Here is a 25,733-nt window from a genome sequence, read left to right on the forward strand (position 1 = left end):
GTTAAAGATGCTGAGTGCAACTGACCGCACTCACTAAGAAATACAGGCATCACTCCGATTCAGGCTGAGACAACACACTTGCATTCCCACTTGAAGTATCGGAAGGGGGCCATTTCAACGTCACCACATTCAAGGGCAGCGTCCTAGCCTTCTTAGTTTCTCCAGCTTTCATTGCGCCATTAACTTCCAGGAGTCGAATATGATCGGAATCGAAGTCAACTTCTGCCAGCGTGCTGCCAAGCATCAACAAACGAATATCGTTCTCGGACTGATTGAGAACCCTCGCCTCGAACTCTTTCGGACCCCACCACAAGATCGTCAAAATTGCAACCAGCAGGAGAGCTGCAAACATCCAAATCACAACATTGCTTCTCGCACTTCCGATGTGCTCCATGGGCATAGTCCTCACTATTTCTCTCGACCATAAACAACGCAAGTGTTCTCTTGCGGGCGCGAGCGCTCAAACTAACACCAATAATAGTCACCCGCTTTTTAGCAGTCTGGACATGCCTTCTTCCAGCACTTGGAAAAAAGATCCATGCATCGATTTGTTCGTTGTAAAAACTTCAGTTGAGCTTTCGCTACTTTTTCGGCAAAAAGCGCTGTCGCGGCAGCAGTGCCAGCCACAATACAACGCTTTGTGCAAATCGGGCGCCCCTTACACGCGGCAAAACAGCCAACAATTATTGCGAGCTCCTCGGCGACATGTTCAATCCATATGTTCTGCATGTCGGCAGAGAAAATTAGCTTTTCTCGCAACATGCAATCATCAAGGAATTCCAGGCATTTGGAACGGCACAATTTGAGTCCGAGAAGGTCTCGGAAACGCATTGGATTGTAGTTGACATAGCCATACAAATTCGGACCATCCACCATCCCCAGAGGATCGCGGATGGTCCACCGCGCCATATCCGGGCTATAATCCCGATAGGGAAAGTGAAACAACCGCGACATCTCGTCCCAAGGCTTTCCCGTGTATGCACCAGCGAGCGAGGCCAGGGTCGAACCCTTGCGAGCGTACTGGCCTCCGTAGGGGTCGAACTCATACGTTCCGATAGAATCCTTGGAGACATTCCATGCGCTTCGCGTGCTTCCAAGGTGATCCGTGACATACCATCGCGCATTACCGCTCGCTGGCGTTGTGCCCGCAAGATCACCGAGAGTCGCGGATACCTTAGCTGTGGGCGCGACAACTACATTCGTCATAGTAAGCGCCCCCGTACTCCCATCCGCGTCACCCTCGGTACTCAAGACATCGAAACCTACGGTGTAGTTATACCACGCCTCCTCCACGCCCGTTACGCGGCTTCGGCGCTTGCCATCACCACCGGTCTCGTAGGTGACATTCCCCTCGCCGGGGAAGTCACTAGCGACGCTGTAGAGCTTGCTGCCATAGCGATAGGCATACGTCGCCTCGTGCGTACCGTCATCTCGGGTTGCCAGGCGGCCCCAGTCGTCGTAGGTCATGGTCGTGGTGACACCATTCTTCGCGTGGGTAATCTGTTCGTTGGCGTTGTTGTAGGTGAAGGTTTCCGTGGTGCTGCGGGTGCCCGCGATGAGTTGAATGTTGTCAAAGCCATGCTCGGAGTTTGCCTGGGCCTTGATGTAGGCGGCACGGCCCGTAGTGGTTTCCATAGTCGTGGCGGAAATGACTTCGTTGAAGTCAGCACCTTGCGCGCCCCAATAGACCTTGACCGAGGTGCCGTCCAAGATGGCGCGGAACTGATACCAGGCATCCTCGGCCACGGTCGTATTGTAGGTGGCTAACGTGGACAAGGTGCCGCCGTCCACCTGGCGCAGCCGGAGATTGGTGGGGTTTATCTCCAGGTAGAGTTGGTCATTCCCGCCGACGGTGCGGAGCACCACATCCGCTTTGCCCGTGCTGCTGTAGCGGACATAGTCGAAGCTCAGATCGTGATCCGCATCGGTTTCGGTCAGGTAAAGCTCCCGCACCGAAGCATCCGAAGTGTTTTTTATCACACCGCCCGTCACGGAGTAGTAGGTCGTGTGCCCCGACCAGCCGGTGATGTTCCCATCCTCGAAGTCGTCGTACCAGGGCACCTGCTTCGTCAGCATGTTGTCCGCGTCGTCATAGGTGTAGGCATAGGTCGCCTCGATGGTGGGCGAGGCATGGTTGCCCCGGATGGCTTCGATCAAACGCATCGACGGGACCGTCCTGAACGCACGAGAACCCCACCAACTGAAAGAACACCCCGTGTCCAGCCCATAATTCCTGACGCGCCGAAGCCCGCCACGCGTTCGGGTCATTGATGCGCCGTGGCGGAACCGTCCCGCGTTTTCAAGAGCGGGGGACAGTCCTGTGCTCGCGTCGTTCTTTCTACACATCGAGTCGATCGCCGTCACGTCACCCTGGCAAGTCCGTGCATCAACGCCGGACAGTCCCCTCGTGGCCCCGTCGTTGGGCTGGGTGGCGTCGCGGCGAACGGAGGCGTAGGAGCAATCCCATGCCTCGGGCACGGTGAGTGTATACCAATGCTCGACGTCCTTGTTTGCGAGCCGCCGTGCTCCTGCCACCTTTTCGCCCTCCGATCAGTGCGCCCGTGTTTGGATAGGAATCTGTGAAGCAATCTGCATGGACAGTCTAACAAAGATGACAGGAATGGTCAACCGTTGTCTCGGCGCTGTGCGTAGCCGGTTGCCCGTGTTTTCCCGCGATATTCCAACGAAGGAACGATAGCCGAAAGTGGACTGCAAGTTCGCCGGAGGCGAATTAACCCTCCGGGTTAATGCAAAACATACGTTGATTGAAATGGGCCCGGCGATGGTGCGTCGCGTCTTTTGTCGGGTGCCTGAGGCCAATCTCCCGGCACGGCGAAACCTTTCGTCACCACAGCGGCCCTTGTCTCAACCTGAAAGGTTAAGCCACTTTCGGCGCGCTTCCCGGTTCAAAAGGGCGACCTTAGAACTGGTTTCCAGAGCGAACTCGTAGCGGCGGTCAGGGAGTCCTCTTTTATAGGTGGCTGTCCCCATGTTGTGTTTTTGCGATGTCAGATGCGCCTCTTATCCAAGGCTGAGGATATGGCGAATACTTACCATAACGGGAATGTGGACCTCCATACTCTATTGCTCATTATCGATATCGGGACTCACCTTGCCGTCACGCCAGAGGCGATTCAGCATCGGCCCGGCGGCTTCCACGAGTTTGTAGCCCGCGTAGGGCTCCAGGCGTGTCCAACTGATGGGCTGGCCGGAGTAGCCGCCGCCGAGGATCCCGGCGATGGTTGGGCAGTAGCCGCAATAGCCGTCGGCGAGGCCGACCACGGCGGTGAACGGCGTGGGGCTACGGCGCTTGATGTCGATTCCGAACTGGCAGTAGAGCTCGCAGGGCTGGGTCAGGAGCGCCACGTCGCCGATGCGCAGGGCGTGAACCGGCATGGTGTCGACGGGATTCGCCCCGTAGGTTTCCTGGAGGTGGACCGTGCCGAAGGCGAGGATGCCGGGCATGCCGAGGATCATCTCCCCCGCTTCCATGCGCGCGACCACCTGCTTTGCTTCCTCCAGCGTCGCCGGATCAGGCATGCGGACCGCGAGCTCGAGATCGTTCACTTCATGGCCCAAGGTGACCCGTTCATGAAACTCCGCCTGGCGATAGAGGCGCAGAGTTTCGTCGGCCAGCACTTTTCCGACACGGGCCATGCGCGCTTCGGGATCCTCCTGCTCGGCTTCGAGGAGGTTGGCCATGTTGATGTCGCCCTGGGCGCCATTGAGGTAGAGAACGGGAATGGCGCCCAACTCGTTTCTAAGCAGGGTCCGCGCTGCGCCGGGATAATCCGCGGAGAAAAGACCCGCGCCGTAGAAGTTCGTGGGGTGCGACGTGTTGTTGTAGAGGACAGCTACAGGCCGGCCTTCGAGGTCCAGGGCAAAGACCGCGAGGTGGTCGGGATCATCCGGCCCTTCCAGGCCGGCGAAGTCGGGGCGCTTCGTGTCGCCATGCATGGTGTGGGAGCCATCCTCCCAGCAAACGCGGCGGTTGTAGCCTATCTGGGCGCGGCCTTTCCCCCAGCCGAGTTTTGCGGGTTTCGCGGAGGCCACGGCCGCCTTCGAGATCTGGACAAGCTTCGGCCCGAGGGAAGCGATGTAGGCATCGTCCACGGGCATGTAGAAGTTGGTTTTCACGAGCGACGGACCGGAGTGGTTGTGGGTGCAGGTTATGATGACCTGGCGCTCGGGCACGGGGGTCTCCGCGGCGATTGCCTGGCGGATGGGCGTTACCGTGGCCAGATCGAGGCCGACCAGATCGCAACTGAGCAAGAGCAATGGGGTGACGCCATCGTTGAGGTAGAGGGCGTTTGCTTCCAACTCATCGAGGATGCGTTCGCCCTTTTTCGTAACGCCGGCGCCCTGTTGCCAGCTTCCCACGGGCGGTGTGATGATGATGGATGCGCCCCCGGCCTGGATGTCTGTCGCGGCTTCCGCCGAAGTGCCTGTTGTCAGCAGCGAGCCGACAAGCAGCAACAATGACCGAAGGAAAATTAAGCGGACAATTCCCAGCATAGTCGAATTCCCAAGGGTGACAGCCTCACAAGCGTTCGCGTGACTGGACGACACACGGCTCCCTCATGGTACGACGGTCTCCCTGGAATTCACAACGAAATTCCCCAATGGCTCTTCCATCGCCGACAAGCCTCAGGCGTCGAGATGATCCCGTACGCTGGACAGCAGTGTCGATAGACGAAACGGCTTCTGGACGAAGTTTCCGGCGTCGCTCTGGGCCGCGTCCAGGCCCAGGGAATGCCCTTCATAGCCGCTTACAAAGATAATCTTTAGCCGCGGGTCGCGTCGCAGGAGGACGACGGCAAGTTCTCTACCCCCCATCCCCGGCATCACCAGATCCGTGAGCACCAGATGAATCTGACCATCGTACTCGTCGAAAGTCTTGAGGGCCTCGGGGCCGTTGGTGGCGGAGACGACGGTGTATCCATGCATCACGAGGGCTTTGTGGGTGACCTCGCGCACGGAATCCTCGTCTTCTACGAGCAAAATCGTCTCCTTACCGCCCAAACGGCGCTCTGGAGTCGCTCCCTCTCCGGACACTGTCTCGGAGGGAAGGGCCTCCGGAAGGTATACATTGAAGCAGGTACCGCAGCCCGGGGAACTCTGGACGCCGATGGCGCCACCGCACTGCTGCACGACGCCGTAAACAGTGGCGAGGCCCAGGCCGGTGCCCTTGCCCACGGACTTGGTGGTAAAGAAGGGCTCGAAAAGACGGGCCAGATGTTCGGGTGGAATACCGCAGCCCGTGTCGCGGATGGAGAGGCAGGCATAGACGCCAGGGGGACATTCCGCATCGGTACAGGGGTTCGTTTCGTCGAACACGCATTCGCGGGAAGCGATCGTGAGGGTTCCGCCCTCTTCCATGGCATCCCGGGCGTTGAGGGCCAGATTCATGACGAGCTGCTCCAACTGGGTTCGGTCCGCGGTCGCACACAGTGCCGCGGGCGAGAGCTCGAAGGAAATGTGAATGCTTTCAGGGATCAGACGGCTCAACAGGGCTCCCGATTCCTGGGCGAGTTGATTCAAGTCTACGATCTCGGGCTTCAAGGGAGCCTTGCGGCTGAACACGAGCAACTGCTGGGTCAGCAGGGCGGCGCGCTCCCCCGCTTTGTGAATGGCCTCGATTTGTGCCCGGACCGTCGGGTCACCGCCGAGCTCATCCAGCAGGAGCACTTCACAGTATCCGTTGATTACCGTAAGAAGATTGTTGAAGTCATGAGCGACGCCGCCCGCGAGTTGTCCCACGGCTTCCATTTTCTGGGCATGGCGCAACTGCTCTTCGAGCTTTCGCTGGACGGTAACGTCGTAGCAGACACCCACCACACGCTCGGTCTCGCGGGACTCGTTGAGAATCATGCGCCCGTAGGACTTGATGTGTCGCACTTCTCCGTTGGGCCAGAGAATTCGATATTCGGACTGATAGTGACGGCCCTGCGCCGCGGCGGAAAGGCCTTCATGGTTTACCCGATCCAGATCTTCGGGATGCACGCGGGCCTGGAAATCCCCCACCACCACCGATGGCGTTGCCGGATCCAACTGGAAGATTCGGTACATGTTCTCGTCCCATTCCAGGCGGTCCTCTTGGATGACGTATCCCCAGACCCCGATGCCGGCCGATTCGGCGGCGAGGGCAAAGCGCTCGTTGAGGTGGCGCTCTTTCGCCTCGCTTTCCCGCAGGGCTGTCTCGGTCTTGTGCGCCGCGGTAATATCGATCAGCGTAACAAGGGTATGGAGAAGGCGGCCCGTGGCATCGAACCGGGGCGTGGCCGAAATCTGGAGCCAGCGGCGCTCGCCCGTGGCGATGTTGCTCGAACCCAGGATCGCATTCTTTACGGGCTGTCCGGTTCGCGCCGCGATCACGGAAGGCACATCTTCGGGCATCAGCGGTGACCCGTCGGCATTCACCAGTTGCCAGCGGGGATCGCGCGAGCTGATACCTTCCATGGCGGGATTCTCGATACCCAGAATGCGCCCCGCGGCCTCGTTGGACAGCAGGATCTGGTCGTTCGGATCCTGAAGCACGACGCCCACGTCGAGATCTTCGATCAGCGCCCGGAAGCGGCTCTCGCTCTCCTGGAGTGCATGGAGCGTCTCTTTGATGCCGGTGATATCGGTGTGTGTGCCGAGCATGCGAACGGGGCGGTCGCTCTCGGTTCCGTCAAGGGCTTTGCCCCGGGCGAGGATCCACTTGTAGTTTCCGTCTTTGCAGCGCAGCCTGTGCTCGACGGTGTAATAGGGCTCCAGTCCATCAAGATAGGCCCGTATGGTCCTTCTGACCCGTTCGAGATCCTCGGGGTGGATGCGGTCTTCCCACGTTTTGTAGTCGTTTTCGAGTTCGGAGTCGCTGTATCCAAGCATCTCCTTCCATTGCCTGCTGAAATAGACCTTGCCCGACTCTGTGTTCCAGTCCCAGAGGCCGTCGCAAGCGCCCTCCAGGGCGAACTGCCATCGAGTCTCGCTCTCGCGGAGCGATTCTTCCATAATTTTCCGCTGGGTGATGTCACGCCCGACGAGCAGAATTCTCGACACGGCGCCGTTTGAATCGAGGATGGGCGTGAGTCGATTTTCCCGTACCATGTGGGCGCCGCCCAGTAACGGCAGGCGCTCTTCGTAGTGAAGTGTCTCGCCCGAGCACACCGTTTTTTCGAAACGGGCCAGAATCCGGGTGATGGTGGCCTCGTCCAATCGACAGGAAGTGCGGAGAAAGGATTCCAGATCCAGACCAGGGATGCGTCCGGGCTCCGGAATCAGGCCGTGTTTCCGCATCGCCGAGGCCATGGCGTGATTGATGCGCGCGATGCGGAATCGGCAATTTCCGTACACTTCGAGAAGGGCTATATGATCCTGTGTCGCATTGAAGACCAGACCAAATTCGGACTCGGCCAGCGCGGGGCCGTCCGACAACTCCCGGACGATGTAGAGGATGCGCTGCCCGTCGCTCAACCGCATGCGCTGTGTGGACACCGAAAAGCCCACACCGCCGCGCATGCCGCGGGTGATTTGCTCATCCTCGGTCGGGGATTCGAGCCAGGCGCGGAGGTGAGTTCCCACCATGTCTGAAGCCGCACGCTTGAAAATCCGCTCGGCCGGGGGGTTTACCTGGATTATCGTTTCATCGCCGCTTACGAGGAGCAACGCGTCGGGAATAAGGTCAAACACCTCTTCATATGGAGACACGGGAAAGCTTCCGGATATTTTTGTTCACCCCCTAAGGATTACAGTATATCGAGAATCGTGTGTTTTTACCAGTTTCCGATTCGACACGGCGCTCGGCGGGGATTGCTAAAGCGTCCATCCTCTCTTGCCGATAGATCCGTCACGGCGCGGCATTTTTCCGCCGGGAACGGAGCAAACCTCATGGATACCAACGCTTTTCGCAGGGCCTTCTGGACTGAATTCAATGGTTCCAGGCGCAATCAGCCGGACGATTTCCTGCTGGATGTGAAAGTCCAGATGATGCATGATCTTTGCCCGGATGTGCAGGGGATGCTGTCGCTGAAGAAGCAGCGCCTGCTCAATCTGGCCTTTTCATTGCTCCCCGAGGGGGAGGCCTACCTCGAAGTGGGCACGTATATGGGCAAGAGCCTCCTTTCCGCCATGATTGGTAACCCGGAACGATCGGTCTACGCCGTGGACAACTTTTCCCAGTTTGAGGAGAACTCCTTTCCGGTGCTGAAGGCCAATCTGGAACACTATGGCCTGTATAACCGGGTCAATTTCTGTAACGGCGATTTTCGGGAGATTTTCAATCCGGGAATCATCCGGCAGCCCATCGGCCTCTATTTTTACGATGGCGGACACGACTATGAGAGCCAGTATCTGGCCATGAAGCTCGTGGAGCCTTTTCTGGCGGATGAGGCGCTGATTCTGGTGGACGACTGGCGTCTGGCGCCTGATTCGGGATCTTACGCCAAGGACGGAACCCTTCAGGCCGTGGCGGAGTCGGATAGCCGGATGCGGTTGCTGTATGAGCTTCCCGCGCGCTACAACGGCGACCGGGGACTGTGGTGGAATGGGGTTGGGGTTTTGAGTTACACGCGCGAGCCTGCGATGGAGCTGGCGGTGTAGGGACGCGGCCAGGATTTCAAGGACGAAGGACTTAAGGGACGGAAGGGACTTAAGGGACAAAGGACAAGGTACGCGGCTGCTGGTGTCCTTGGTGTCCTTGGTGTCCTTGGTGTCCTTGGTGTCCTTGGTGTCTCTGGTGTCTCTGGTCTTTTAAGTCCCTTCCGTCCTTTAAGTCCTTCGTCCCTCCTCGCGATCTCGATCTTCCCGCTGTTGCTCCGCGCGGCGCTCCAGGCGTGCCTTGCTCATCCTTTCGCGGACGCCCCCCTGCTCTACGAAGGCTTCCTGCAACTGGGCGATCTGCCGGTTGAGCAAATAGCAGGTAACGCGGATCAGTCCGATGATCACGTTCGCGCTGATCAGTGGATCTTCGTGCTCTATTCCTTTCTTGAAGGTCTCGTAGTCTCCATCGGGCTTCCGACACAGGACGCGCAGGCGTTTCGTGTAAGCGTGGTCGGTGGGCCACTCCCCACTGTTTCGCGCGCGCAGGAAGTCCTGGTAGTCTTCCAGCAGTTCCTCCAGACTCGCCCGCGCCACGTTGGTGAGTTTCAGCTCGGTCTCTTTTGAAGTGCCCGAGGCCATGCTGCCTTCGACGATGTTCTGCTTGCCGGAGCGGGCGGCCTGGATCATCTGATCGAAGGTGCGATCGCGCTTGCTCAGGTAGCGCCCGCAGAAGTAGACGGTGGCGTCGTAGACGATGACGCTTTTCTGGTAGGACCTGAGGTTGCGGTAGCCGCCGTGTTTGGGGAGGAAGCTTTGGGACATGGGGTGCTCCTTTCTTGGTTCAAGGACGAAGGACTTAAAGGACGGAAGGGACTTAAAGGACAAGGGATAGTTGATAGTTGATAGTTGATAAATAGTGTAGTATATAATGGTTTACTTGTCCTTTAAGTCCCTTCTGTCCTTTAGGTCCTTGGTCCTTGTTCGGGGTCTTCAACACGCCAATCAATCTTTTCTTTACAACTGAATTTATTTTCAGTAAAATAAAGAAAAAAGTCAAGCGTGATTTTCACCCCCGAGGAGCCCGCCATGGCCACCGCGACCATCAGTCCTTCATCTTCTAAGATCCTCAGCGCCAGCACGTTGCTGGCCCACCGAAGGCTTGCCGCCCCGCCGAAAATCTGGGGGCTCGACATGATCGCGGGCCGCTTTATTGCCCTTGATCCCGACCCGGAATCGGGCACGGCGGCCCTGAGTCTGCTGGCCGGGCTTATCCGCGAGGTGCAGGCCGCGGAGGGCTATGCCGCGTGGATCGCGGGGCCTCAGCGCATCTTTTTCCCGCCGGATTTCGCGGCGGCGGGCGTGGATCTGGCCGCCCTGCCCATTGTACGCGCGCCGGATGCCACGAAAGCCGCGCGGGCGGCCGATACCCTGCTGCGTTCGGGCAGCTTTGCCCTGATCGTGCTCGATGGCGATGGCCAGGCCCTCCCGCTGGCGCTCCAGACGCGGCTGGCGGGCCTGGCCCATCAGCACCACACGGGGCTGGTGTGCCTGCGCGCACCGGGCGAGACGGCGACGCGGGGCTCCCTGGTTTCGCTGCGCTGCACCACACAAAAACGTCGCACGGGCCACGATTGCTTCTCCTGCGAATTGCGCGCCGTGAAGGACAAACGCCAAACCCCGGGCTGGACCCATCAGGAGCTGCGTCATGGACCGGACGGCCTGTGTTAATTGCCCGGCGCTGCCGCTCCAGTTGCTGGCGGGCAGCCACCCGGACTGGCGGAAGCACCCGATGGTGGTGGTGGATCGGGACAAGCCCAATGGTGTGATCCAGTGGACCAATGCGGCCGCGCGGGAGTTCCGCATCTTCCCCGGTATGCGCTATGCCGCCGGGCTCGCCCTGGCGGCGGAGTTGCGCGGCGGGGAAGTGGACGAGATCGCGGTGAAAGAGGCGGTGGCCGATCTTACGCGGCGCCTGTGGAATTTCAGTCCGCGCATCGAGCCCGCGCCGAACGAGGCGGGTGTCTTCTGGGCCGATGTCTCGGGCATGGGCGTGGTTTATCCGTGTCTGACGGGCTGGGCCGAGGCCGTGCGCGATGATTTTCGTGAGGCGGGGTTTCGCGCGACGGTGGCGGTGGGCTTCACGCGCTTCGGAAGTTATGCGGCGGCCCGTTCGCGGGCGGACAATATCGTCTTCGCAACGCCCGCGGAGGAGCAGGCCCACGTAAACAGCGTGCCCATGAGCCGCCTGCGCCTCCACGCGGACTTGCAGGACACGCTCTACAAGCTGGGCGTCTCCACCATCGGCCAGTTTCTCACCCTGCCGGATCGGGGCCTGCGCAAGCGCTTCGGCGCGGATGCGGAGGCCCTCTATCGCCTGGCGAAGGGCACGGACTGGCGGCCGCTTCAGCCCCTGCCCCCGCGCGATCCCGCGACGTGCACCCTGATGCTGGATTATCCCGAGAGCGACGCGGGGCGGCTGCTGGCCTATCTGGCGGATCTGCTCCGGGCGCTGCTGTCGGAACTGGCGGAGTATCACGAACTGCTGGAGACGTTTTACTGGCGCTTCACGCTGGACAACAACGATGAGGAGCGCGGCGAGATCTCCCCCGCCGCGCCCACGCGCGACGCGAATCAGATTTTGAGTCTGGTGCGGCTGAACCTGGAGCAGCTCCGCCTCCCCTCGGGCGTGGTGGAGCTCTGGGCCAGCGCGGCTGGCAAGCCCATCACGGAGCACCAGGTCGATCTCTTTCAGGAAGCGCCCCGGCGCAACGCGGAGGCGGCCCGCCGGGCCTTCGCCCAGATCCGCGCGGAGCTGGGCAACGACGCCGTGATGGTGGCGCGCCTGGGTGCGGGCCATCTGCCCGAGGCGCAATATCGCTGGGAGAGCCTGAGCGATCTACCCCGTCCCCGGCCCGGCGCGCCCGCCACTTTGCCGCTGGTGCGCCGCATCTACCGGCCCGCCATGCCCCTGCCCCCGCGGGACCGCCACGAGCCCGACGGTTGGCTCATCGCGGGGGTAAGCGAAGGACCGGTGGAAGAGGTGATCGGGCCTCAGCTCATCACGGGCGGCTGGTGGCGCGCGGAGGTGGCGCGGGCCTATTACTATGTGCGGACGCGGAATGGCCGGTGGTTCTGGATCTACCACGATCTGAAACGGAGACGCTGGTTTCTGCAGGGGGAAGTGCAATGAGCGGCGGGTGGAAGCGGGGAGAGACGAAGGACTTAAAGGACTTAAAGGACTTGAAGGACTTGAAGGACTTGAAGGACACAGTGGACACCCGCTCCTCCTCCAGGCTGTCCACTGTCAACTGTCAACTGTCAACTATCCACTATCCACTATCAACTCCCTACGTACCGCTGTGGTGCAAGAGCGTCTACTCCTTCCTCGAAGGGGCGAGTCACCCCGACGAACTCGTGGAGGAGGCCCACCGCCTGGGCCTTCGCTCTCTGGCGCTCACGGATCGCGATGGGGTCTATGGCCTCGTGCGCGCCCACAAGCGCGCGCAGGAGCTGGGCGTCCACCTCATCGCGGGCGCGGAAGTTTCTATCGAGGATGGCTCCCGGATTGTTTTGCTTGCCATGGATCGCGGGGGCTATGCGAATCTCTGCGGGCTCATCTCCACGGGGCGACTCCGCTCACCCAAGGGGCAGAGCCAGGTGACGTGGAGCGAGGTCTGTGAACGTGCCGAGGGGCTCATCGCGTTGTGGGGCGGCGCGGGAAGTCGCATCGTTGCCGAGGCGCCGCCGGGCAGAGAAGCCGACCTCCTGCGGGAGGCTTTTGGCAATCGCCTCTACGCCCTCCTCACGCGCCATCGCGAGGCCGCCGATGGACGCCGGGAGCACCGTCTTCGCGAGCGGGCGAAGGCCCTCGGACTCCCCCTCGTCGCCGGGATGGAAACGCTCTACCATACGCCCACGCGAAGGCCCCTGCAGGATGTCCTCGCGTGCCTCCGGCGCGGCGTTACCCTGGCCACGGCGGGCACGGTGATCCACCCGAACGACGAACACAGCCTCCGCGCGCCGAGGGGCTTTTCCGATCTCTATGCCGACGATCCCGAGGCCGTGGAAATGACCGTCGCCATCGCCGCGCGCTGCACCTTTTCCCTCGGCGAAATCCGCTACCGTTATCCCGTGGAGCGGCTGCCGGGCGACACGGATCTCGCGCAACACCTGAACAACCTGACCTATGCGGGCGCGGCGGGGCGTTACCCCCAGGGCATTCCCGACGATGTGCGCGCGCAGGTGGACAAGGAGCTGGCGCTCATCCACGAACTCCAGTTCGAGGGCTACTTCCTCACCATGTGGGAAATCGTCCAGTTCTGTCGTCGCGAACAGATCCTCTGCCAGGGCCGGGGATCCGCCGCCAACTCCGCCGTGTGCTATTGCCTCGGCATCACGGCGGTCGATCCCGTGCGCATGGGGCTCCTCTTCGAGCGCTTCCTCTCCCGCGAGCGCAACGAACCGCCGGATATCGATCTGGACATTGAGCACAGCCGTCGCGAGGAAGCGATCCAGCACGTCTACCAGCACTATGGCCGCACGCACGCCGCGATGGTGGCCAATTTCATCCGCTACCGCGCGCGCTCCGCGGTGCGCGACGTAGGCAAGGTCCTCGGCCTGCCCGAAACGGCCCTGGAACGCCTCGCGCGGCTCCTCTCGCATCATGACTTCCCCACCGACGACACCCTGCGCACGGCGGGCCTGGATCCGGCCAATCCCGTTCATGGACACCTCCTCCGCCTCACCCAGGAGATCGAGGACGTGCCCCGCCACCTCTCCATCCACCCCGGCGGCTTTCTGCTCGGCCACGAGGCGGTGAGCACGCTGGTGCCCATCGAAAACGGCGCCATGGCGGATCGCACCGTCATCCAGTGGGACAAAGACGACATCGAGGAACTCGGCCTCTTCAAGGTGGACCTCTTGGGCCTCGGCGCGCTCAACGTGGTGCATCGCGCTTTCGATTTGATCGAGCAGCACACGGGCGAGACCTGGACCCTCGCCACGATACCCCCGGAAGACCCGGCCACCTTCGCGCAGATCCAGCAGGGCGACACCGTGGGCGTTTTCCAGATCGAGAGCCGCGCCCAGATGGCCATGCTGCCGCGCCTGCGCCCGAAGAACTACTACGACCTCGTGATCGAAGTCAGCATCGTCCGCCCCGGCCCCATCACCGGCGGCATGGTGCACCCCTACCTGCGGCGGCGCAACGGCGAAGAGCCCGTGACCTATCCCCACGCCTGCCTGGAGCCCGTACTGAAGAAGACGCTGGGCATTCCGCTCTTCCAGGAGCAGGTGATGCAACTCGCCATGGTCGCCGCCGACTATACCCCCGGCGAGGCCGACCAGCTCCGGCGCGATATGGCCGCGTGGAAGAAGAGCGGGCGCATCCTGCGCCACCGCGACCGATTGATCTCGCGCATGATGAAAAAAGGCATTGCCCGGGAGTTTGCCGAGCGCGTCTTCGAGCAGATCCAGGGCTTCGGCGAATACGGCTTTCCCGAGAGCCACGCCGCCAGCTTCGCCCTCATCGCCTACGCCACCGCGTGGCTCAAGCAGCATCACCCGGCGGCCTTCCTCACCGCGCTTCTCAATGCCCAGCCCATGGGTTTCTACAGCCCCGCCACGCTGGTGGAAGACGCCAAGCGCCACGATGTGGAGGTACGCCCGATTGATATTCGCTACAGCGACTGGGACTGCACGCTGGAGGGGGAAAGGACAAAGGACCTAAAGGACGGAAGGGACTTAAAGGACAAAGACAGCGCGGCCTCTTACTCGCTGTCAACTGTCAACTATCAACTGTCAACTCCTCATTTTCAGCTATCAACTATCAACTGTCAACTGTCCACTAGAATGGGCTTCCGCTTCGTCAAGGGCCTTCAGGAATCCGAAGCCCGCCGCATCCTCGCCGCGCGGGCCGAGGCCCCCTTCACCTCCCTCGACGATTTCGCCCGGCGCGCGCGCCTGCCCCACGGCAGCCTCGTGCGTCTCGCCGAGGCCGGGGGTCTCGCGGCCTTCCGCGACGACCGCCGCAGCGCCCTCTGGAGCGCCCTCGGCCTCGACCGCGATCTCCACGCCGACCTCGACCTGGCCACGCCCGAGCCCGAGGCGAACCTCGATCCCCTTACGCGCGCCGAAGCCATCCACTGGGACTACGCCTACACCAGCCACAGCACCCACGGCCACCCCATCGCGCCCTACCGCGAGACGCTCGCGCGACAGGGCCTCCCCGACGCCGCCCGCGTCGCCGCCATGAAAAACGGCACCCGCACCCGCTACGCCGGCCTCGTCATCTGCCGCCAGCGCCCCGGCACGGCCGCCGGCGTCGTCTTCATGACCCTTGAAGACGAGACCGGCCTCGTCAACCTCGTCGTCTGGGAGCGGGTCTACAAACAACACCGCACCCTGGTTAAGACCCAATCCTTCATCGGCGTAACAGGGAAATTACAGGTCCAGTCCGGCGTCACGCATTTGGTGGCGGAGGAATTGTGGATACCCGAGACGAGATTGACGACGGAGGAGACGAAAAGTCGGGATTTTCATTGAGGGGCAGCACAAGAAAACAAAACACTGGTCTGCATGGCAGACAGCGACAACCTGAAGATAGCGGTACGGGTGCAGCGTGAGAAGCCCCTGCAGGCGCAACCGCAGAAAGCCGGGTCAAAACCACGCAGCAAACGAGAACTGGTAGAAAGAACCCTCTGTATCCTACTTGTACTTCCCGTGTCCCGTGGCGGCCAGGAGCACCACCAGGCTCAGGCCCAGCAGAAATATACCCCCCAGATGCTCGCGGAAACCCGTCGCCATTCCGGACCTTGGCCAGGTGCAGCCGGAGGCGCCTCCAGCCACCGCCCTCAACTCAGCCCGGCTCAGTACTTGGTCGTTGCCGCTATCCCACGCGTCGAAGAGAGTTTGCGTCAGCGCCGATTGAAATCCCGATGCCTCGGCGAAACTCAAGACGCCGTCGCCATTGTCATCAGCGGTCGAGAATCCATCGAGCAACGCCTGTATGATCGCATCGGCTTCCTCGCCGCCCGTGCAATTGTCGAGCACGGCCACGGTGCGCGTGGCCGTCGATTCATTTCCGGCGGCGTCGAGCGCAGAATAGGTAATTATGTACTCGCCGGGCGTATTCGAGTCCACGGCCCCAGAAACCGCGATTTCGAGTGCGCCATTCAAGCCATCCGAGGCCGTCGCCCCGGCGTCCGAGTAGACACCGCCACAATCCACCACATTGGCGGGCCCCGTGGCGTCAACGACGGTAATCATCGGTGGCGTGTTGTCGATAAGTACGGCGTCACTGTCGACACGTTCGGACACGAGATTTCCCGCCGCGTCCTGCACATCCGCCACCTCCGAGACCGCCAATGTGAACGACCCGTCACCGGAGATTCCCGAAACAGAAACCGTGTACACGACCGGCCCCCCGGTGATCGCGATTCCCGTGCTGTCCGTACCCGCGTGGGTGACCACCACATCCTCCGGCCCATCGAACAGCAGCACCGCCTCGCTGAAGGTGACCGTAAAGTCGATTGCGCTGGCGTTCGAAGGCCCTTCAATGGCGGGAATGATCGATGCAACTCCGGGGGACGCAGTATCGGGATCAAAACGGACGACGAAAACCTCCGTCGCACTTGCGCTGGCCAGTTCCACCGTGCCAGCGCCTGGATCGAAGTCGACCGATTGCTCAAAGTATCCTGCGCTATAGACATGACCCGCACCGTCGACAGCCACGTGAGTTCCGGAGTCCGCACCCGTCCCCCCGATTGCCTTCGCCCAGACCAATTGGCCCGCCGCATCCAGACGCTGGATAAACGCATCAGTTTCCCCCTGACTCAGGGCTTCGGCTACTCCTTCACCCGGATCAAGATCCACCGTTACTTCAAACCCGCCCGCCAGATAGAGGTCGCCCGCGCCGTCCAACGCGACATCCCGCCCCTGCGCGCTGCGAACCCACACGAAGTCACCTTCGGAATCCAACTTGAGGACATATCCACCCGCACCCTGGAGAGCTTCAGTCTCCACGCCTGGGTCGAAATCGGCCACACCACTCGCAAAACCGGAGACAAATAGGTTCTCACCACTATCTACTACAATCGCCGGGCTCGACTCTGAACCCGCCGCACCCGCACTCCAAATCCATTCAAAGTGACCATCGGCGTTCAGTTTCTGTACGAACACATCGTAGTAACCCTGCGATGTCACATCCGCTCGCCCATCGCCCGGATCGAAGTCCACCGTACCAACAAATTGCCCCGTCGTGTACACGTTTCCGATGCCATCCACCGCAATGCCGCGGCCAACGTCGGGAACGACCTGGTCCCCATCGGGATCCAAAACGCCGCCTTCGCCCATCGCACGCGCCCATGCAAAGTCTCCGTCCGGCGTCAACTTCTGAATGAAAACGCCACCCGACCCGCCGTTAAGATTGAATACCCCGTCTCCAGGGTCAAAATCGGCCAGCCCGTAGAACTGGCCTGTCGTGTACACGTTGCCCAAAGTGTCCGACGCAATGGCGAAGCCGATGTCGGTAAAACAAGCCTCGCTCTTTTCCAGGACAATTTGATGGCTTCCGCCCATGGAACGCGCCCACACGAAGGCCCCGCTGGCGTCCAATTTCAGCACAAAAATATCCGCGCATCCCGCGCTGGTACGCTCGACGACGCCTTCTCCTGGGTCAAAATCGAGCGTGCCCTGAAAATGGCCCGTCGTGTACACGTTGCCATCACCGTCCAACGCAATAGCATTGCCTGATTCCGCGTCCACATCGTTGCTCGTTCCCCCTACCACCTGGCCCCACAAAAAAGCGCCTGACGGGTCCAGTTTCAAGATAAAGACGTCCCGGTAGCCCGCCGCAGTGAATTCCGCCTTCGCCGCACCCGGATCAAAATCCACGGTCCCCCCAAAAACTCCGACCATGTGTACGTTGCCGGCGACATCGACCGCAAAGTCATTCACATATGCCCCGCCTGGTCCACCGAACTTGACCGCATAGCCGAGTGCGACATCTTGCGCATTCGCTCGTAATGAAAGGCCCAGCAGGAGTGCAACGCACCCCAGCGCAATTGCACGATGTCTTTGCGGTGGAAAATTGAGAAAAGTCTGCCGCCACGTCCGACTGATCATTTTGCGTTGCCCCTTTTGTGAAGGATTCGGTTGCAAAATGAGTGTACACGACATTCGGTCTATTCTCAATCGCAAAATCGAGAAACTAACTCCAGCATCCCTCGCTACAGCGCGTCGCGCACCTTCGGAGTACATTACCAAAGTGAACCGTGCTAAAAATCGTGTGACGTACTTTCCTGCTGGATTTCCAACCGACGGCAACCTGAATCAAGTTAACTTTTCGGCAACACTTTAGCCGTATGAAGTGATTGTGTTTTTACCACTCGATTCTGCCCCTGCAATGCACTCGCTGGGTTGGGAGCGCAGGCGTCCTCGACTGCATTATGCGCCACTGGCGCATGGTTTGATTGCAGATTTGTACTGATCTCATGCTGAGCGCAAGTACTCGAAAAGCACCTCGGGCGCACCTTCGGTGCGTTGCAGGCGGGGACGCCTGCGCTCCCAGCCTTGCCGATCCTCTTCGCTGAATCAGGTCACAACGATTAAACAATTGCGTCACTTCATTCGGCTAAAGTGTTACACTTTTTGATTCTTCCTCAGCCACCCGCTTCGCGATCTCGAGTTCGTCTTTCAGGGTGTCGCGGGCCATGGGTGTTGATTCTGTCGGATTGAGGCAGGGGAGCTCGTTCCATTGTTCGCCCCGGTAGCCGGCCTGCCGCACGTACCATTGGCTTGTGCCGGCGCGTTCGACGGGGAAAAGACTGCAAACTCTGGGCTTGTATTGGTGTGGGTCGCCGTCGGTCGCGCCGAGGGTGTGGAGGGCGCAGCCCTGGGAGAAGAAGACGCACCATCCTCCCGTGACGCGGAGCATGGGCGCGCCATCTTTGACGCGATTGGACAGGTAGCCTTCGCGCTCGACCAGGGCCCTGGCCTCGGGCCGCAGGAGCGGCAGGACGCGATCGAGCACGCGGTCGATGCGCTCGGCTTCGTCCGCCCGAACGGGCGGTCGCCCGTTGCGGCAGCAGATGCCTTCGCAGCCGCGGCCGAAGGTGCATTCGAAGCGGGCTTGGTCGAGGTTGAGGAATTTTGTGGGCTCGGTCATGGTGGATGGGTCTTATGGGTCTTATGGGGCGTATGGGGCGTATGGGGCGTATGGGGATTGTGGGGCGAGGGATATTGTCATAGCCGCCGCCAGTAGATTACGCCGTCGTCGCCCGGTTTGTAGAAATCGGGGATTCTGCCTACTTCTTTGTAGTTGTTGCGTTCGTAGAAAGCGCGCTGTCCGGAGTAGTCGGGGCGGCCGCCGGTCTCGATGACGAGCGTTTCGCCGCCTTTGTTTCGGACGAAATCTTCCGCGTGGTTCAGGAGGGCGCGACCGCATCCGTGGCGCTGGGCGCTGGGGTGGACGCAGATCCAGTAGAGGTGCCAGGTGGCGGCGGTCAGGGGGGTGCTGCCAACACATACATAGCCGCAGAGCGCGCCGTCGCGGACGAGACCGAAGTGGGGATAGGGTCCGTCGAGGCCCCCGGCCACACCGTCGTCGAAGACTTCGAGGCCTACCTCCACCTCTTCCTCGCTGAAAGCACCACAGTCGGCGAGCATGCCGCGAATAGCGTCGCGATCTTCCGGGGTGAGTTCGCGTATCATCGGGCCCACTCCAACTGCTTGCGCACGAACTGTTCCCAGGTCCAGCCCGCTTCGGTGACGCCGCGATAGATGCCTACGTCTTCCCCCAGCTCGGGGTTCGGGTTGACGTCCAGCACGCGGGGAACGCCGTCCCCATCCAGGCGGAGGTCGATTCGCATGTAGCCCCGTGCGCCCACGGCCCGCCAGGCCGCCCGGGCGGTGTTTTCCAGAAGGCCGCGAAATTCCGGCGTAAGCTTCAGGTCATAGATCAGACGGGTGCAACCGAAGTCGGGGCTTTCGATGTCCCATTTCGACGCGTAGGTGTTCACGCGAAGGCCGTTTGAAAACTCCATATGGGCGGGCGAGAAGTACTCCGGTTCGTCCTTCCCCCACAGGGAGATGGTGTACTCCGCGCCGGCAAGGTATTCCTCGATCACCACGGGGCCGTTGATCCGCGCGCGGGCGCGGACCAGTTCTTCTTCGTTCTCGCAGATGGACTGTTCGTCGATACCGGCGGAGCCGTCTTCATCCGCGGGCTTTACGATGCAGGGGAACACACCGGTGCGCGGCACCGGGACGCCGGCGGCGGCGAGCACGGCGCTGGTCCGGTCTTTCCGGCGGCATAGGGCGAGGGCGGCGCTGCCCGATCCGGTAAAGGGGATATGTAGCCATTCCAGCAGCGCGGCGACGTGGGCCTCCAGGTCAGGCCGGCCCAGGGGCGCTTCGCAGGCGTTGAACACCACATCAGGCTGGTGCGTGTCGAGCACTTCCATCACTTCGCGAAGTTCGCCGCGCACGCCCGCCACGGCCGCCTCGGGAAGGGCCGCCCTGAGCCCGTTCACAGCGCTGCTCAGATCAAACTCATCGGTCATCCGCCCCGGCTCCGCGCCTTCGGGCGCGAGCGAATGAAGAATCAACACCTTCACGCGAAATTTACTCCTTGTCTCCGCGCTGCATCCACAAGAATGCCCTGGACCAGCGAATCATAGGGCACCGTGTCGCGCGATAGAAAAACGATATCGCTCGACTCGGGGTTCAATCCCGGCAGGGCGTTGCACTCCAGAAAGTGGGGTCGGCCGGAGGCGTCCAAGCGAAAATCCATGCGCGCGAAGTCCAGGCAACCCAGCAGGCGGTAGGCCGTCAGGGCCAGGCGATGCAGTTCGCCCAGCACTTCAGCGTCCAGCCGGGGCGGCACGAAATAACGAACTTCCTCGCGCCAGTTGCGCTTCACCTCGAGGGAATAGACAAAGGGCGCGGTGGCATTTACCGGCGCAATCTCCATGGCGCCCAGACATCGTGCCTCGGGGCCGTTCCCGGTGATGCCGACGGTGACTTCCACGCCGCTGACGAACTCTTCCACGAGAGCGGCGCAGCCATACTGCTCCCGAAGCCATTGGCACCGGGCGATGGCTTCGGCGGCATCATTCGCGATGGGATTGCTTCGAATACCCTTGCTGCTGCCCTCGTCGTTGGGCTTTACCAGCACGGGATAGCGCAGGGCGTCCAAGCGCGCGAAATCTTCATCCCGCTCCACCAGCGCACCTGCCGCCACGGGCACCTCGGGCGAGACCACGCGCCGTGCGGTGGCTTTGTCCAAGGTCACGGCGAGGGTCAGCGCGTCGGAGCCCGTATAGGGAATGCCGAGCAATTCGCACACGGCGGCTGGCACCGCCTCGCGGCAGCGCCGTCCGCTGCCCTCGGCTATATTGAAGACGAATCCAAATCCGCCCTCTTCGAGACGCCGGACCATGGTTTTATCCGCGATGACGGGCTCCGATTCGAGCCCCAATCTCTTCAATGCGCCGGCGATGGCTTGGACTGTTACCTGGCCGTCGTATTCTTCATAGGTATCGTCGGGAACCCCGGCCGGAATCACCTCCGGCCGCGGGTTGTGCAGGATCGCAACCTTCATGAATGATCCGACCGCCCGTTTCCGTTGTGACCGTTGTGGCCATTATTTCCGTTCTTGCCGTTCTTTCCAATCCGACGCTCGTAGTGCTTATTGCCCGCCGGGGAAATCTTGCTGCTGGCGCCGGAGAGGAGATCCGCGACGGACTGAGCGGGTTTGGCGGGGGCCATGTCGTCCGCCACCTCTGGATAGCTGAAGAGGGCCCCTTCAAAATTCCGCAGCACGATCCGGCCGGGCGCGGCGCTGACGACGTAATTGGGCATGACGGGGATCTTGCCGCCGCCATCGGGCGCGTCCATGACAAAACGAGGCACGGCGAGTCCGGTGATGTGGCCGATCATGGATTCCATGATCTCCATGCCCTTCCAGAGACTGGTGCGGAGGTGTCCCGCGCCCACGACGGGATCGGCGTGGTAGAGGTAGTAGGGACGCACGCGGATCCGGAGCAGTCCCTTTACCAGGGCGCGCATGGTCTCCACGCTGTCGTTTACGCCCGCGAGCAGCACGGACTGGTTGTTCACGGGAACGCCCGCGCGCACGAGGCGCTCGCAGGCCGCCGCCGACTCTTCGGTAATTTCACGGGGATGGTTGAAGTGGGTATTGAGCCAGATGGGGCCGTTGCGATCAAGCACCCGCAGGAGGTCGTCGCCGATGCGCATGGGCATCATGACCGGTTCGCGGGAGCCGATGCGAACGAACTGCACGTGCTGGATTTCTCGCAGGGACTGGAGGATATACTCCAGCCGCTCCAGGGGCAGGGTCAGGGGGTCGCCTCCGCTGATGAGCACGTCCTCAATTTCTTCATGATCGCGGATATAGGCGAGGGCCTGATCGATCTCCTCCCGGCTGGAGGCTTCCCCGCTTTCTTTCCAGTTGCGCTTGCGAATGCAGAAGCGGCAATAGCTGGAGCAAAAGGACGTCACGACAAAAAGCACCCGGTCCGGATAGCGGTGGGTAAGGCCCGGCGCGGCTTTGTCTTTTTTCTCCGCGAGGGGGTCCAGCACGCCCAGGGGCGCATGCTCCAGCGAACTGGGGACAATCATGCGGCGGATGGGATCGAGGGGATCCTCGGGATCGATCAGAGAGAAATAGTATGGCGAAACCGCAAAGCGAAACCTGGCCTGGAGGGCGCGGATGGATTCGGTCTCCTCCGCCGGCAGATTCAGCAACTCGGAAAGCTGCTCGGGGGTCCGCACCAGATTGCGAAGCTGCCACCGGCAATCGCGCCACTGCTCGTCCGGCACCTCGCTCCAAGGACTGGCCGCCTTCCCCCAGCGCTGTGTGCGCAGGCATTGATCATTCATGGGCCCTACCCTTATCCCTTCCATACCACGAGTGGCACCGACTTTTCCGCGAGAAGCGGGGCAAAGGAGGCCCTCGGCAAAACGATCCACAGGACACATTCAAACCGGCCATGCAATATGCTGTCGAGTCACCCCGGGGTCGCGGATGCAGCGGGCCGCTGTGCGCGGGATGGGTACCGAAGCGCATGATGCTAACACCGAAAGGCGGTATCCCGCAATAGGTTTTTATGGCCTGAAAATTTTCCGCCAGCGCCCCGCGCTTGACTCCCCCGTCCGGGCGTGAAATCATTAGCCAGGCGTCCGGCAATTGCCCGGACAGGACCCTTGGCCAGGCCTCTCCGGGAGCTTCGATGCGATACCTGAAATTGATTCTGCTGACCCTGTCTGGTGCCTGTTCGGGCCTGGCAGCCGTGGCCGACGCGCCGCCCGCTGCGCAGCCCAACATCCTCTTCATCATCGCGGACGACCAGGCCCCCGGCACCCTCCGGGCCTATGGCAACACTATCTGCCAGACCCCCAACCTGGACCGGCTCTCGGCGGAGGGCATGACCTTCGACGGGGCGCACCACATGGGATCCTGGGTCGGGGCCGTATGTCGGCCTTCCCGCACCATGATCATGACGGGTCGCTCCCTCTGGCATATACCGGGAAAGGGCAACCCTTATGAGGGAGATGCATCGCGGATTCCCGCCGATATTGCCGAGCAGACCCTCCCCGCGGTGTTCAACCGGGCGGGCTACGACACTTTTCGCTCCTGCAAGCTGGGCAACAGCTACGACGAGGCGAACAAGCGCTTCAAGACGGTCAAGGACCAGACCTGCCGCGAGGGCAACACCGCAGAGGGCAGCGCGTGGCATGCGGACCAGGTGCTCAACTACCTGGCGGGGCGGGAAGCCGCGAAGCCGAAAGCGCCTTTCCTCATCTACCTTGGTTTTTCTCACCCCCACGACCCGCGCAACGGCACACCGGAACTTCTGGCGAAGTATGGCGCGCGAAACGACTGGGACCCGGCGCAGCCCGGCGAGGCGAATCCCGCCGCGCCGCCCCTGCCGGATTCCTGGCTGCCCGCCCATCCCTTTCCCCACGGTCACCCGGAGCTCCGCGATGAAGTGGCGGTGCAGGGCGTGATGACGGCGCGGGACCCCGCCACGGTGCGCAATGAAACCGGCCGGGAATACGCCTGCATCGAGAACATCGACCAGCAGGTGGGCCGCGTGCTGGCGAAGCTGGAGGCCATGGGCGAGCTGGACAACACGTATATCTTCTACACCTCGGATCACGGCATGTCCGTCGGCCGCCATGGACTCATGGGCAAGCAGAACCTCTACGAACACACCTGGCGCGTGCCTTTCGTCGTGCGCGGACCGGGCATCGAATCGGGAAGCCGCGCCCTGGGCAATATTTATCTCATGGACGTCCTCCCCACGCTCTGCGACCTCGCGGGCGTCGCCGCGCCGCCCACCGTTGAGGGCCAGAGCTTCCGCCCGGTGCTGGAAGGCAAGGCGGGCGCCATCCGAGAGGTTCTCTACGGCGTATACTCGGGCGGCACCCAGCCCGGGATGCGCGCAGTGAAGCAGGGCGACTGGAAGCTCATCAAGTACGACACGATGGAAGGTCAGGTCCGCGAGACGCAGCTTTTCAATCTCAGCGAGAATCCAGAAGAATATTTGCTGGAGCACCACGCCCCCGAGGTCATCGCCGCTACCGGGCACACGCCAAACATGACCCAGGTGGACCTGGCGGAAGATCCGCGCTACGCTGACGACCGCGTACGCATGGAGGCGCTGCTCCAAGCCGAGATGAAACGCTGGGATGATCCCGCGACGCTGTGGAATCAGAAGTAAGCAGGAAGCTTGAGAATGAAAACGTACATCGCACTTCTTCGCGGCATCAATGTGGGCGGTCACAACAAGATGCCCATGAAGGAACTGGCCGCCCTGCTGGAGGGCCTGGGCCCTTCGGGGGTGCGCACCTATATCCAGAGTGGCAATGTGGTATTTCGGGCGACCAAAGGAACGGCGACCCACTGGTCGGCGACGATCCGCACGGCGGTGGAGGGGCGATTTGGCTTTTCTCCGTGGGTGCTGGTGATGGAGGCGGCCGCCCTGGCCAGGGCGGCGGCCGCCAATCCTTATCCGGAGGCGGAAGCGGATCACAAGACGCTCCACCTCTTCTTCCTCGCGGCGAAACCGAAATCGCCCGATCTGGAGGCGATTGAGCGCATCAAATCTCCGACGGAATCCTACGCGCTCCTCGGCACGGTGTTTTACCTTCACGCGCCCGACGGCATCGGGAAATCCAAGCTGGCCGAGCGGGCCGAGCGTCTGCTGGGGGTGGACGCTACCGCCCGCAACTGGCGCACCGTCCGCGAGGTGCTGGCGCTGGCGTCCGGCGCAAATCCGTGACTTAAAGTTTGGGAATATCGGGCAGGCTCTTGGGCTCGTCCGCAAGCGTGGCCGCCTTGTCCGCGGCGGTATCGAGGGTTTTGCAGAGCGTCTTGATCGTGTCCGCCCATGCCTTGATATCCTTCATGTCGCCCCCCGTGCGCTTGAGCTCCTTTTCCATCTCCTGAAGCGCCTTGTATTCCTCCTGCATGGAGCGTCTGAGATTGCCGGCCGTGGTGCCCATTTCGCCCAGCTCCTTCACGATGGGCTTGAGCTTGGCCGCGATCTTTTCGAAGGACTTCTCCTGCTCCTCCATTTCGGTCGCAAGCGCCGAAATCTTCTTGGGGTCCTTCTCTTTCTTAATGGCTTTCTGGTTCTCGGCGATTACGTCCTTGCCCTCCATCAGCGCCCCCCGCAGCGTCTCGAATTCGGCATACTTCTTGTTCTGCATCGTCGCCAGCTTCTTGAGGCCCTTGTCAAGGTCGTCAACACGCTTCTCGGCTTTGGGCAGATCTTTCTCGAAATCGACTTTTGCGGGCATGCCTTAATCTCTCCGTTGGTGCATGGGCGCACATGGTCTCGCGCCCGACAATTCGTGACGTGGCTGCAGGTGACCGTTCCCACCACTCGAGGGGGCGTCCTGCCGCATTTACAGCGATCTGAGACGCTAACACATCGCCGCCGCGAGTTCAATCGCAATCATACGGCGGTGCGGCAACGAAACCCGGTTCCGAAGCGGCGAGCGTCTCCGAGCTGGAACGTTGGCCCAGGCATCTTGCCCGGAGTCCGTTTCTCGACATCCCCTGGGACAGGCCCGCGCGCGGACGTGCACCTCGCCCCGCTGAAGGCACGTAGGGTGGCCACAACCGCCGCAACCCGCCCAAGGGTCCCTGCGCGGGTCCGTCCCCGACGTCCGCCGCTGGA

At 61.6% G+C, this 25,733-nt stretch carries 18 protein-coding genes; 6 read left to right on the plus strand and 12 right to left on the minus strand.

The features are described from left to right. Positions 1-49: 49 nt before the first annotated feature. From JNK74_23575 to JNK74_23590, 4 genes are all read right to left on the minus strand, one after another. Positions 50-394 (minus strand): hypothetical protein, encoded by a 345-nt coding sequence (locus tag JNK74_23575; protein MBL7649169.1) that lies wholly within the window; start codon positions 392-394, stop codon positions 50-52. A gap of 98 nt (positions 395-492) precedes the next feature. Then, a complete protein-coding gene (locus JNK74_23580; GenBank protein ID MBL7649170.1) occupies positions 493-2,163 on the minus strand; it encodes a hypothetical protein in 1,671 nt (556 codons plus the stop codon). A gap of 918 nt (positions 2,164-3,081) precedes the next feature. Continuing rightward, the gene (locus JNK74_23585) at positions 3,082-4,515 is read right to left on the minus strand and encodes a hypothetical protein (protein ID MBL7649171.1); all 1,434 of its coding nucleotides are present in this window, start codon (positions 4,513-4,515) and stop codon (positions 3,082-3,084) included. A gap of 132 nt (positions 4,516-4,647) precedes the next feature. Beyond that, positions 4,648-7,692: a PAS domain-containing protein gene (locus JNK74_23590; protein ID MBL7649172.1), complete on the minus strand. Its 3,045-nt coding sequence runs from the start codon at positions 7,690-7,692 to the stop codon at positions 4,648-4,650. A 180-nt stretch (positions 7,693-7,872) separates the two neighbouring features. Here JNK74_23590 and JNK74_23595 point away from each other — a divergent pair, with 180 nt between their 5' ends. After that, the gene (locus JNK74_23595) at positions 7,873-8,583 is read left to right on the plus strand and encodes a class I SAM-dependent methyltransferase (protein ID MBL7649173.1); all 711 of its coding nucleotides are present in this window, start codon (positions 7,873-7,875) and stop codon (positions 8,581-8,583) included. A gap of 168 nt (positions 8,584-8,751) precedes the next feature. On the opposite strand, the gene JNK74_23600 is transcribed toward JNK74_23595, so the two are convergent. Then, positions 8,752-9,345, minus strand: a complete 594-nt coding sequence (locus JNK74_23600; protein MBL7649174.1) for a four helix bundle protein — start codon at positions 9,343-9,345, stop codon at positions 8,752-8,754. Positions 9,346-9,582: 237 nt separating this feature from the next. Here JNK74_23600 and JNK74_23605 point away from each other — a divergent pair, with 237 nt between their 5' ends. From JNK74_23605 to JNK74_23615, 3 genes are read left to right on the plus strand one after another with little or no spacing between them, the layout of a single operon-like run. Continuing rightward, positions 9,583-10,251 carry a recombinase A gene (locus tag JNK74_23605; GenBank protein ID MBL7649175.1) on the plus strand — a complete coding sequence of 223 codons (669 nt, stop codon included), beginning with the start codon at positions 9,583-9,585 and terminating at the stop codon, positions 10,249-10,251. Further along, positions 10,229-11,713, plus strand: coding sequence for a DNA polymerase Y family protein (locus tag JNK74_23610; protein ID MBL7649176.1), 1,485 nt, complete (start codon positions 10,229-10,231; stop codon positions 11,711-11,713). Before JNK74_23605 ends, JNK74_23610 begins: the two co-directional genes overlap by 23 nt. Continuing rightward, positions 11,710-15,066: an error-prone DNA polymerase gene (locus JNK74_23615; protein MBL7649177.1), complete on the plus strand. Its 3,357-nt coding sequence runs from the start codon at positions 11,710-11,712 to the stop codon at positions 15,064-15,066. The genes JNK74_23610 and JNK74_23615 overlap by 4 nt, the downstream gene beginning before the upstream one ends. Before the next feature lie 162 nt (positions 15,067-15,228). Here JNK74_23615 and JNK74_23620 read toward each other — a convergent pair whose 3' ends face one another. The 6 genes from JNK74_23620 to JNK74_23645 form a co-directional block, all read right to left on the minus strand. Continuing rightward, positions 15,229-17,478, minus strand: a complete 2,250-nt coding sequence (locus tag JNK74_23620) for a DUF5011 domain-containing protein (GenBank protein MBL7649178.1) — start codon at positions 17,476-17,478, stop codon at positions 15,229-15,231. Positions 17,479-18,154: 676 nt separating this feature from the next. Beyond that, positions 18,155-18,688 (minus strand): DUF3109 family protein, encoded by a 534-nt coding sequence (locus tag JNK74_23625; protein MBL7649179.1) that lies wholly within the window; start codon positions 18,686-18,688, stop codon positions 18,155-18,157. Between the two features lie 77 nt (positions 18,689-18,765). Further along, positions 18,766-19,233 carry a GNAT family N-acetyltransferase gene (locus JNK74_23630; protein MBL7649180.1) on the minus strand — a complete coding sequence of 156 codons (468 nt, stop codon included), beginning with the start codon at positions 19,231-19,233 and terminating at the stop codon, positions 18,766-18,768. Beyond that, complete coding sequence (locus tag JNK74_23635) at positions 19,230-20,138, minus strand: hypothetical protein (GenBank protein MBL7649181.1); 909 nt, start codon at positions 20,136-20,138, stop codon at positions 19,230-19,232. The genes JNK74_23630 and JNK74_23635 overlap by 4 nt, the downstream gene beginning before the upstream one ends. Next, positions 20,135-21,124: a D-alanine--D-alanine ligase gene (locus tag JNK74_23640; GenBank protein ID MBL7649182.1), complete on the minus strand. Its 990-nt coding sequence runs from the start codon at positions 21,122-21,124 to the stop codon at positions 20,135-20,137. Before JNK74_23640 ends, JNK74_23635 begins: the two co-directional genes overlap by 4 nt. Further along, complete coding sequence (locus JNK74_23645) at positions 21,121-22,425, minus strand: KamA family radical SAM protein (GenBank protein MBL7649183.1); 1,305 nt, start codon at positions 22,423-22,425, stop codon at positions 21,121-21,123. The genes JNK74_23640 and JNK74_23645 overlap by 4 nt, the downstream gene beginning before the upstream one ends. A gap of 350 nt (positions 22,426-22,775) precedes the next feature. On the opposite strand from JNK74_23645, the gene JNK74_23650 reads away from it, so the two are divergent. Together JNK74_23650 and JNK74_23655 are read left to right on the plus strand one after the other, a co-directional pair. Further along, positions 22,776-24,269 (plus strand): sulfatase-like hydrolase/transferase, encoded by a 1,494-nt coding sequence (locus tag JNK74_23650; protein MBL7649184.1) that lies wholly within the window; start codon positions 22,776-22,778, stop codon positions 24,267-24,269. Between the two features lie 15 nt (positions 24,270-24,284). After that, entirely contained in the window at positions 24,285-24,830 is a 546-nt protein-coding gene (locus JNK74_23655) for a DUF1697 domain-containing protein (GenBank protein ID MBL7649185.1), read from the plus strand. Position 24,831: 1 nt separating this feature from the next. Here the strand turns inward: JNK74_23655 and JNK74_23660 are convergent, their stop codons facing one another. Then, positions 24,832-25,350, minus strand: a complete 519-nt coding sequence (locus tag JNK74_23660) for a hypothetical protein (protein MBL7649186.1) — start codon at positions 25,348-25,350, stop codon at positions 24,832-24,834. Positions 25,351-25,733 lie beyond the last annotated feature (383 nt).

It is taken from the genome of Candidatus Hydrogenedentota bacterium (genome assembly GCA_016791475.1).
Taxonomy (GTDB): Bacteria; Hydrogenedentota; Hydrogenedentia; order Hydrogenedentales; family JAEUWI01; genus JAEUWI01.

Excerpts from the sequence above, each read along its gene's own strand:
- JNK74_23615 (MBL7649177.1), top strand. The coding sequence starts at position 11,710 with ATGAGCGGCGGGTGGAAGCGGGGAGAGACGAAGGACTTAAAGGACTTA.
- JNK74_23630 (MBL7649180.1), bottom strand. The coding sequence starts at position 19,233 with ATGATACGCGAACTCACCCCGGAAGATCGCGACGCTATTCGCGGCATG.
- JNK74_23625 (MBL7649179.1), bottom strand. The coding sequence starts at position 18,688 with ATGACCGAGCCCACAAAATTCCTCAACCTCGACCAAGCCCGCTTCGAA.
- JNK74_23610 (MBL7649176.1), top strand. The coding sequence starts at position 10,229 with ATGGACCGGACGGCCTGTGTTAATTGCCCGGCGCTGCCGCTCCAGTTG.
- JNK74_23595 (MBL7649173.1), top strand. The coding sequence starts at position 7,873 with ATGGATACCAACGCTTTTCGCAGGGCCTTCTGGACTGAATTCAATGGT.
- JNK74_23640 (MBL7649182.1), bottom strand. The coding sequence starts at position 21,124 with ATGAAGGTTGCGATCCTGCACAACCCGCGGCCGGAGGTGATTCCGGCC.
- JNK74_23655 (MBL7649185.1), top strand. The coding sequence starts at position 24,285 with ATGAAAACGTACATCGCACTTCTTCGCGGCATCAATGTGGGCGGTCAC.
- JNK74_23645 (MBL7649183.1), bottom strand. The coding sequence starts at position 22,425 with ATGAATGATCAATGCCTGCGCACACAGCGCTGGGGGAAGGCGGCCAGT.
- JNK74_23650 (MBL7649184.1), top strand. The coding sequence starts at position 22,776 with ATGCGATACCTGAAATTGATTCTGCTGACCCTGTCTGGTGCCTGTTCG.
- JNK74_23585 (MBL7649171.1), bottom strand. The coding sequence starts at position 4,515 with ATGCTGGGAATTGTCCGCTTAATTTTCCTTCGGTCATTGTTGCTGCTT.
- JNK74_23575 (MBL7649169.1), bottom strand. The coding sequence starts at position 394 with ATGGAGCACATCGGAAGTGCGAGAAGCAATGTTGTGATTTGGATGTTT.
- JNK74_23600 (MBL7649174.1), bottom strand. The coding sequence starts at position 9,345 with ATGTCCCAAAGCTTCCTCCCCAAACACGGCGGCTACCGCAACCTCAGG.
- JNK74_23660 (MBL7649186.1), bottom strand. The coding sequence starts at position 25,350 with ATGCCCGCAAAAGTCGATTTCGAGAAAGATCTGCCCAAAGCCGAGAAG.
- JNK74_23580 (MBL7649170.1), bottom strand. The coding sequence starts at position 2,163 with ATGCGTTTGATCGAAGCCATCCGGGGCAACCATGCCTCGCCCACCATC.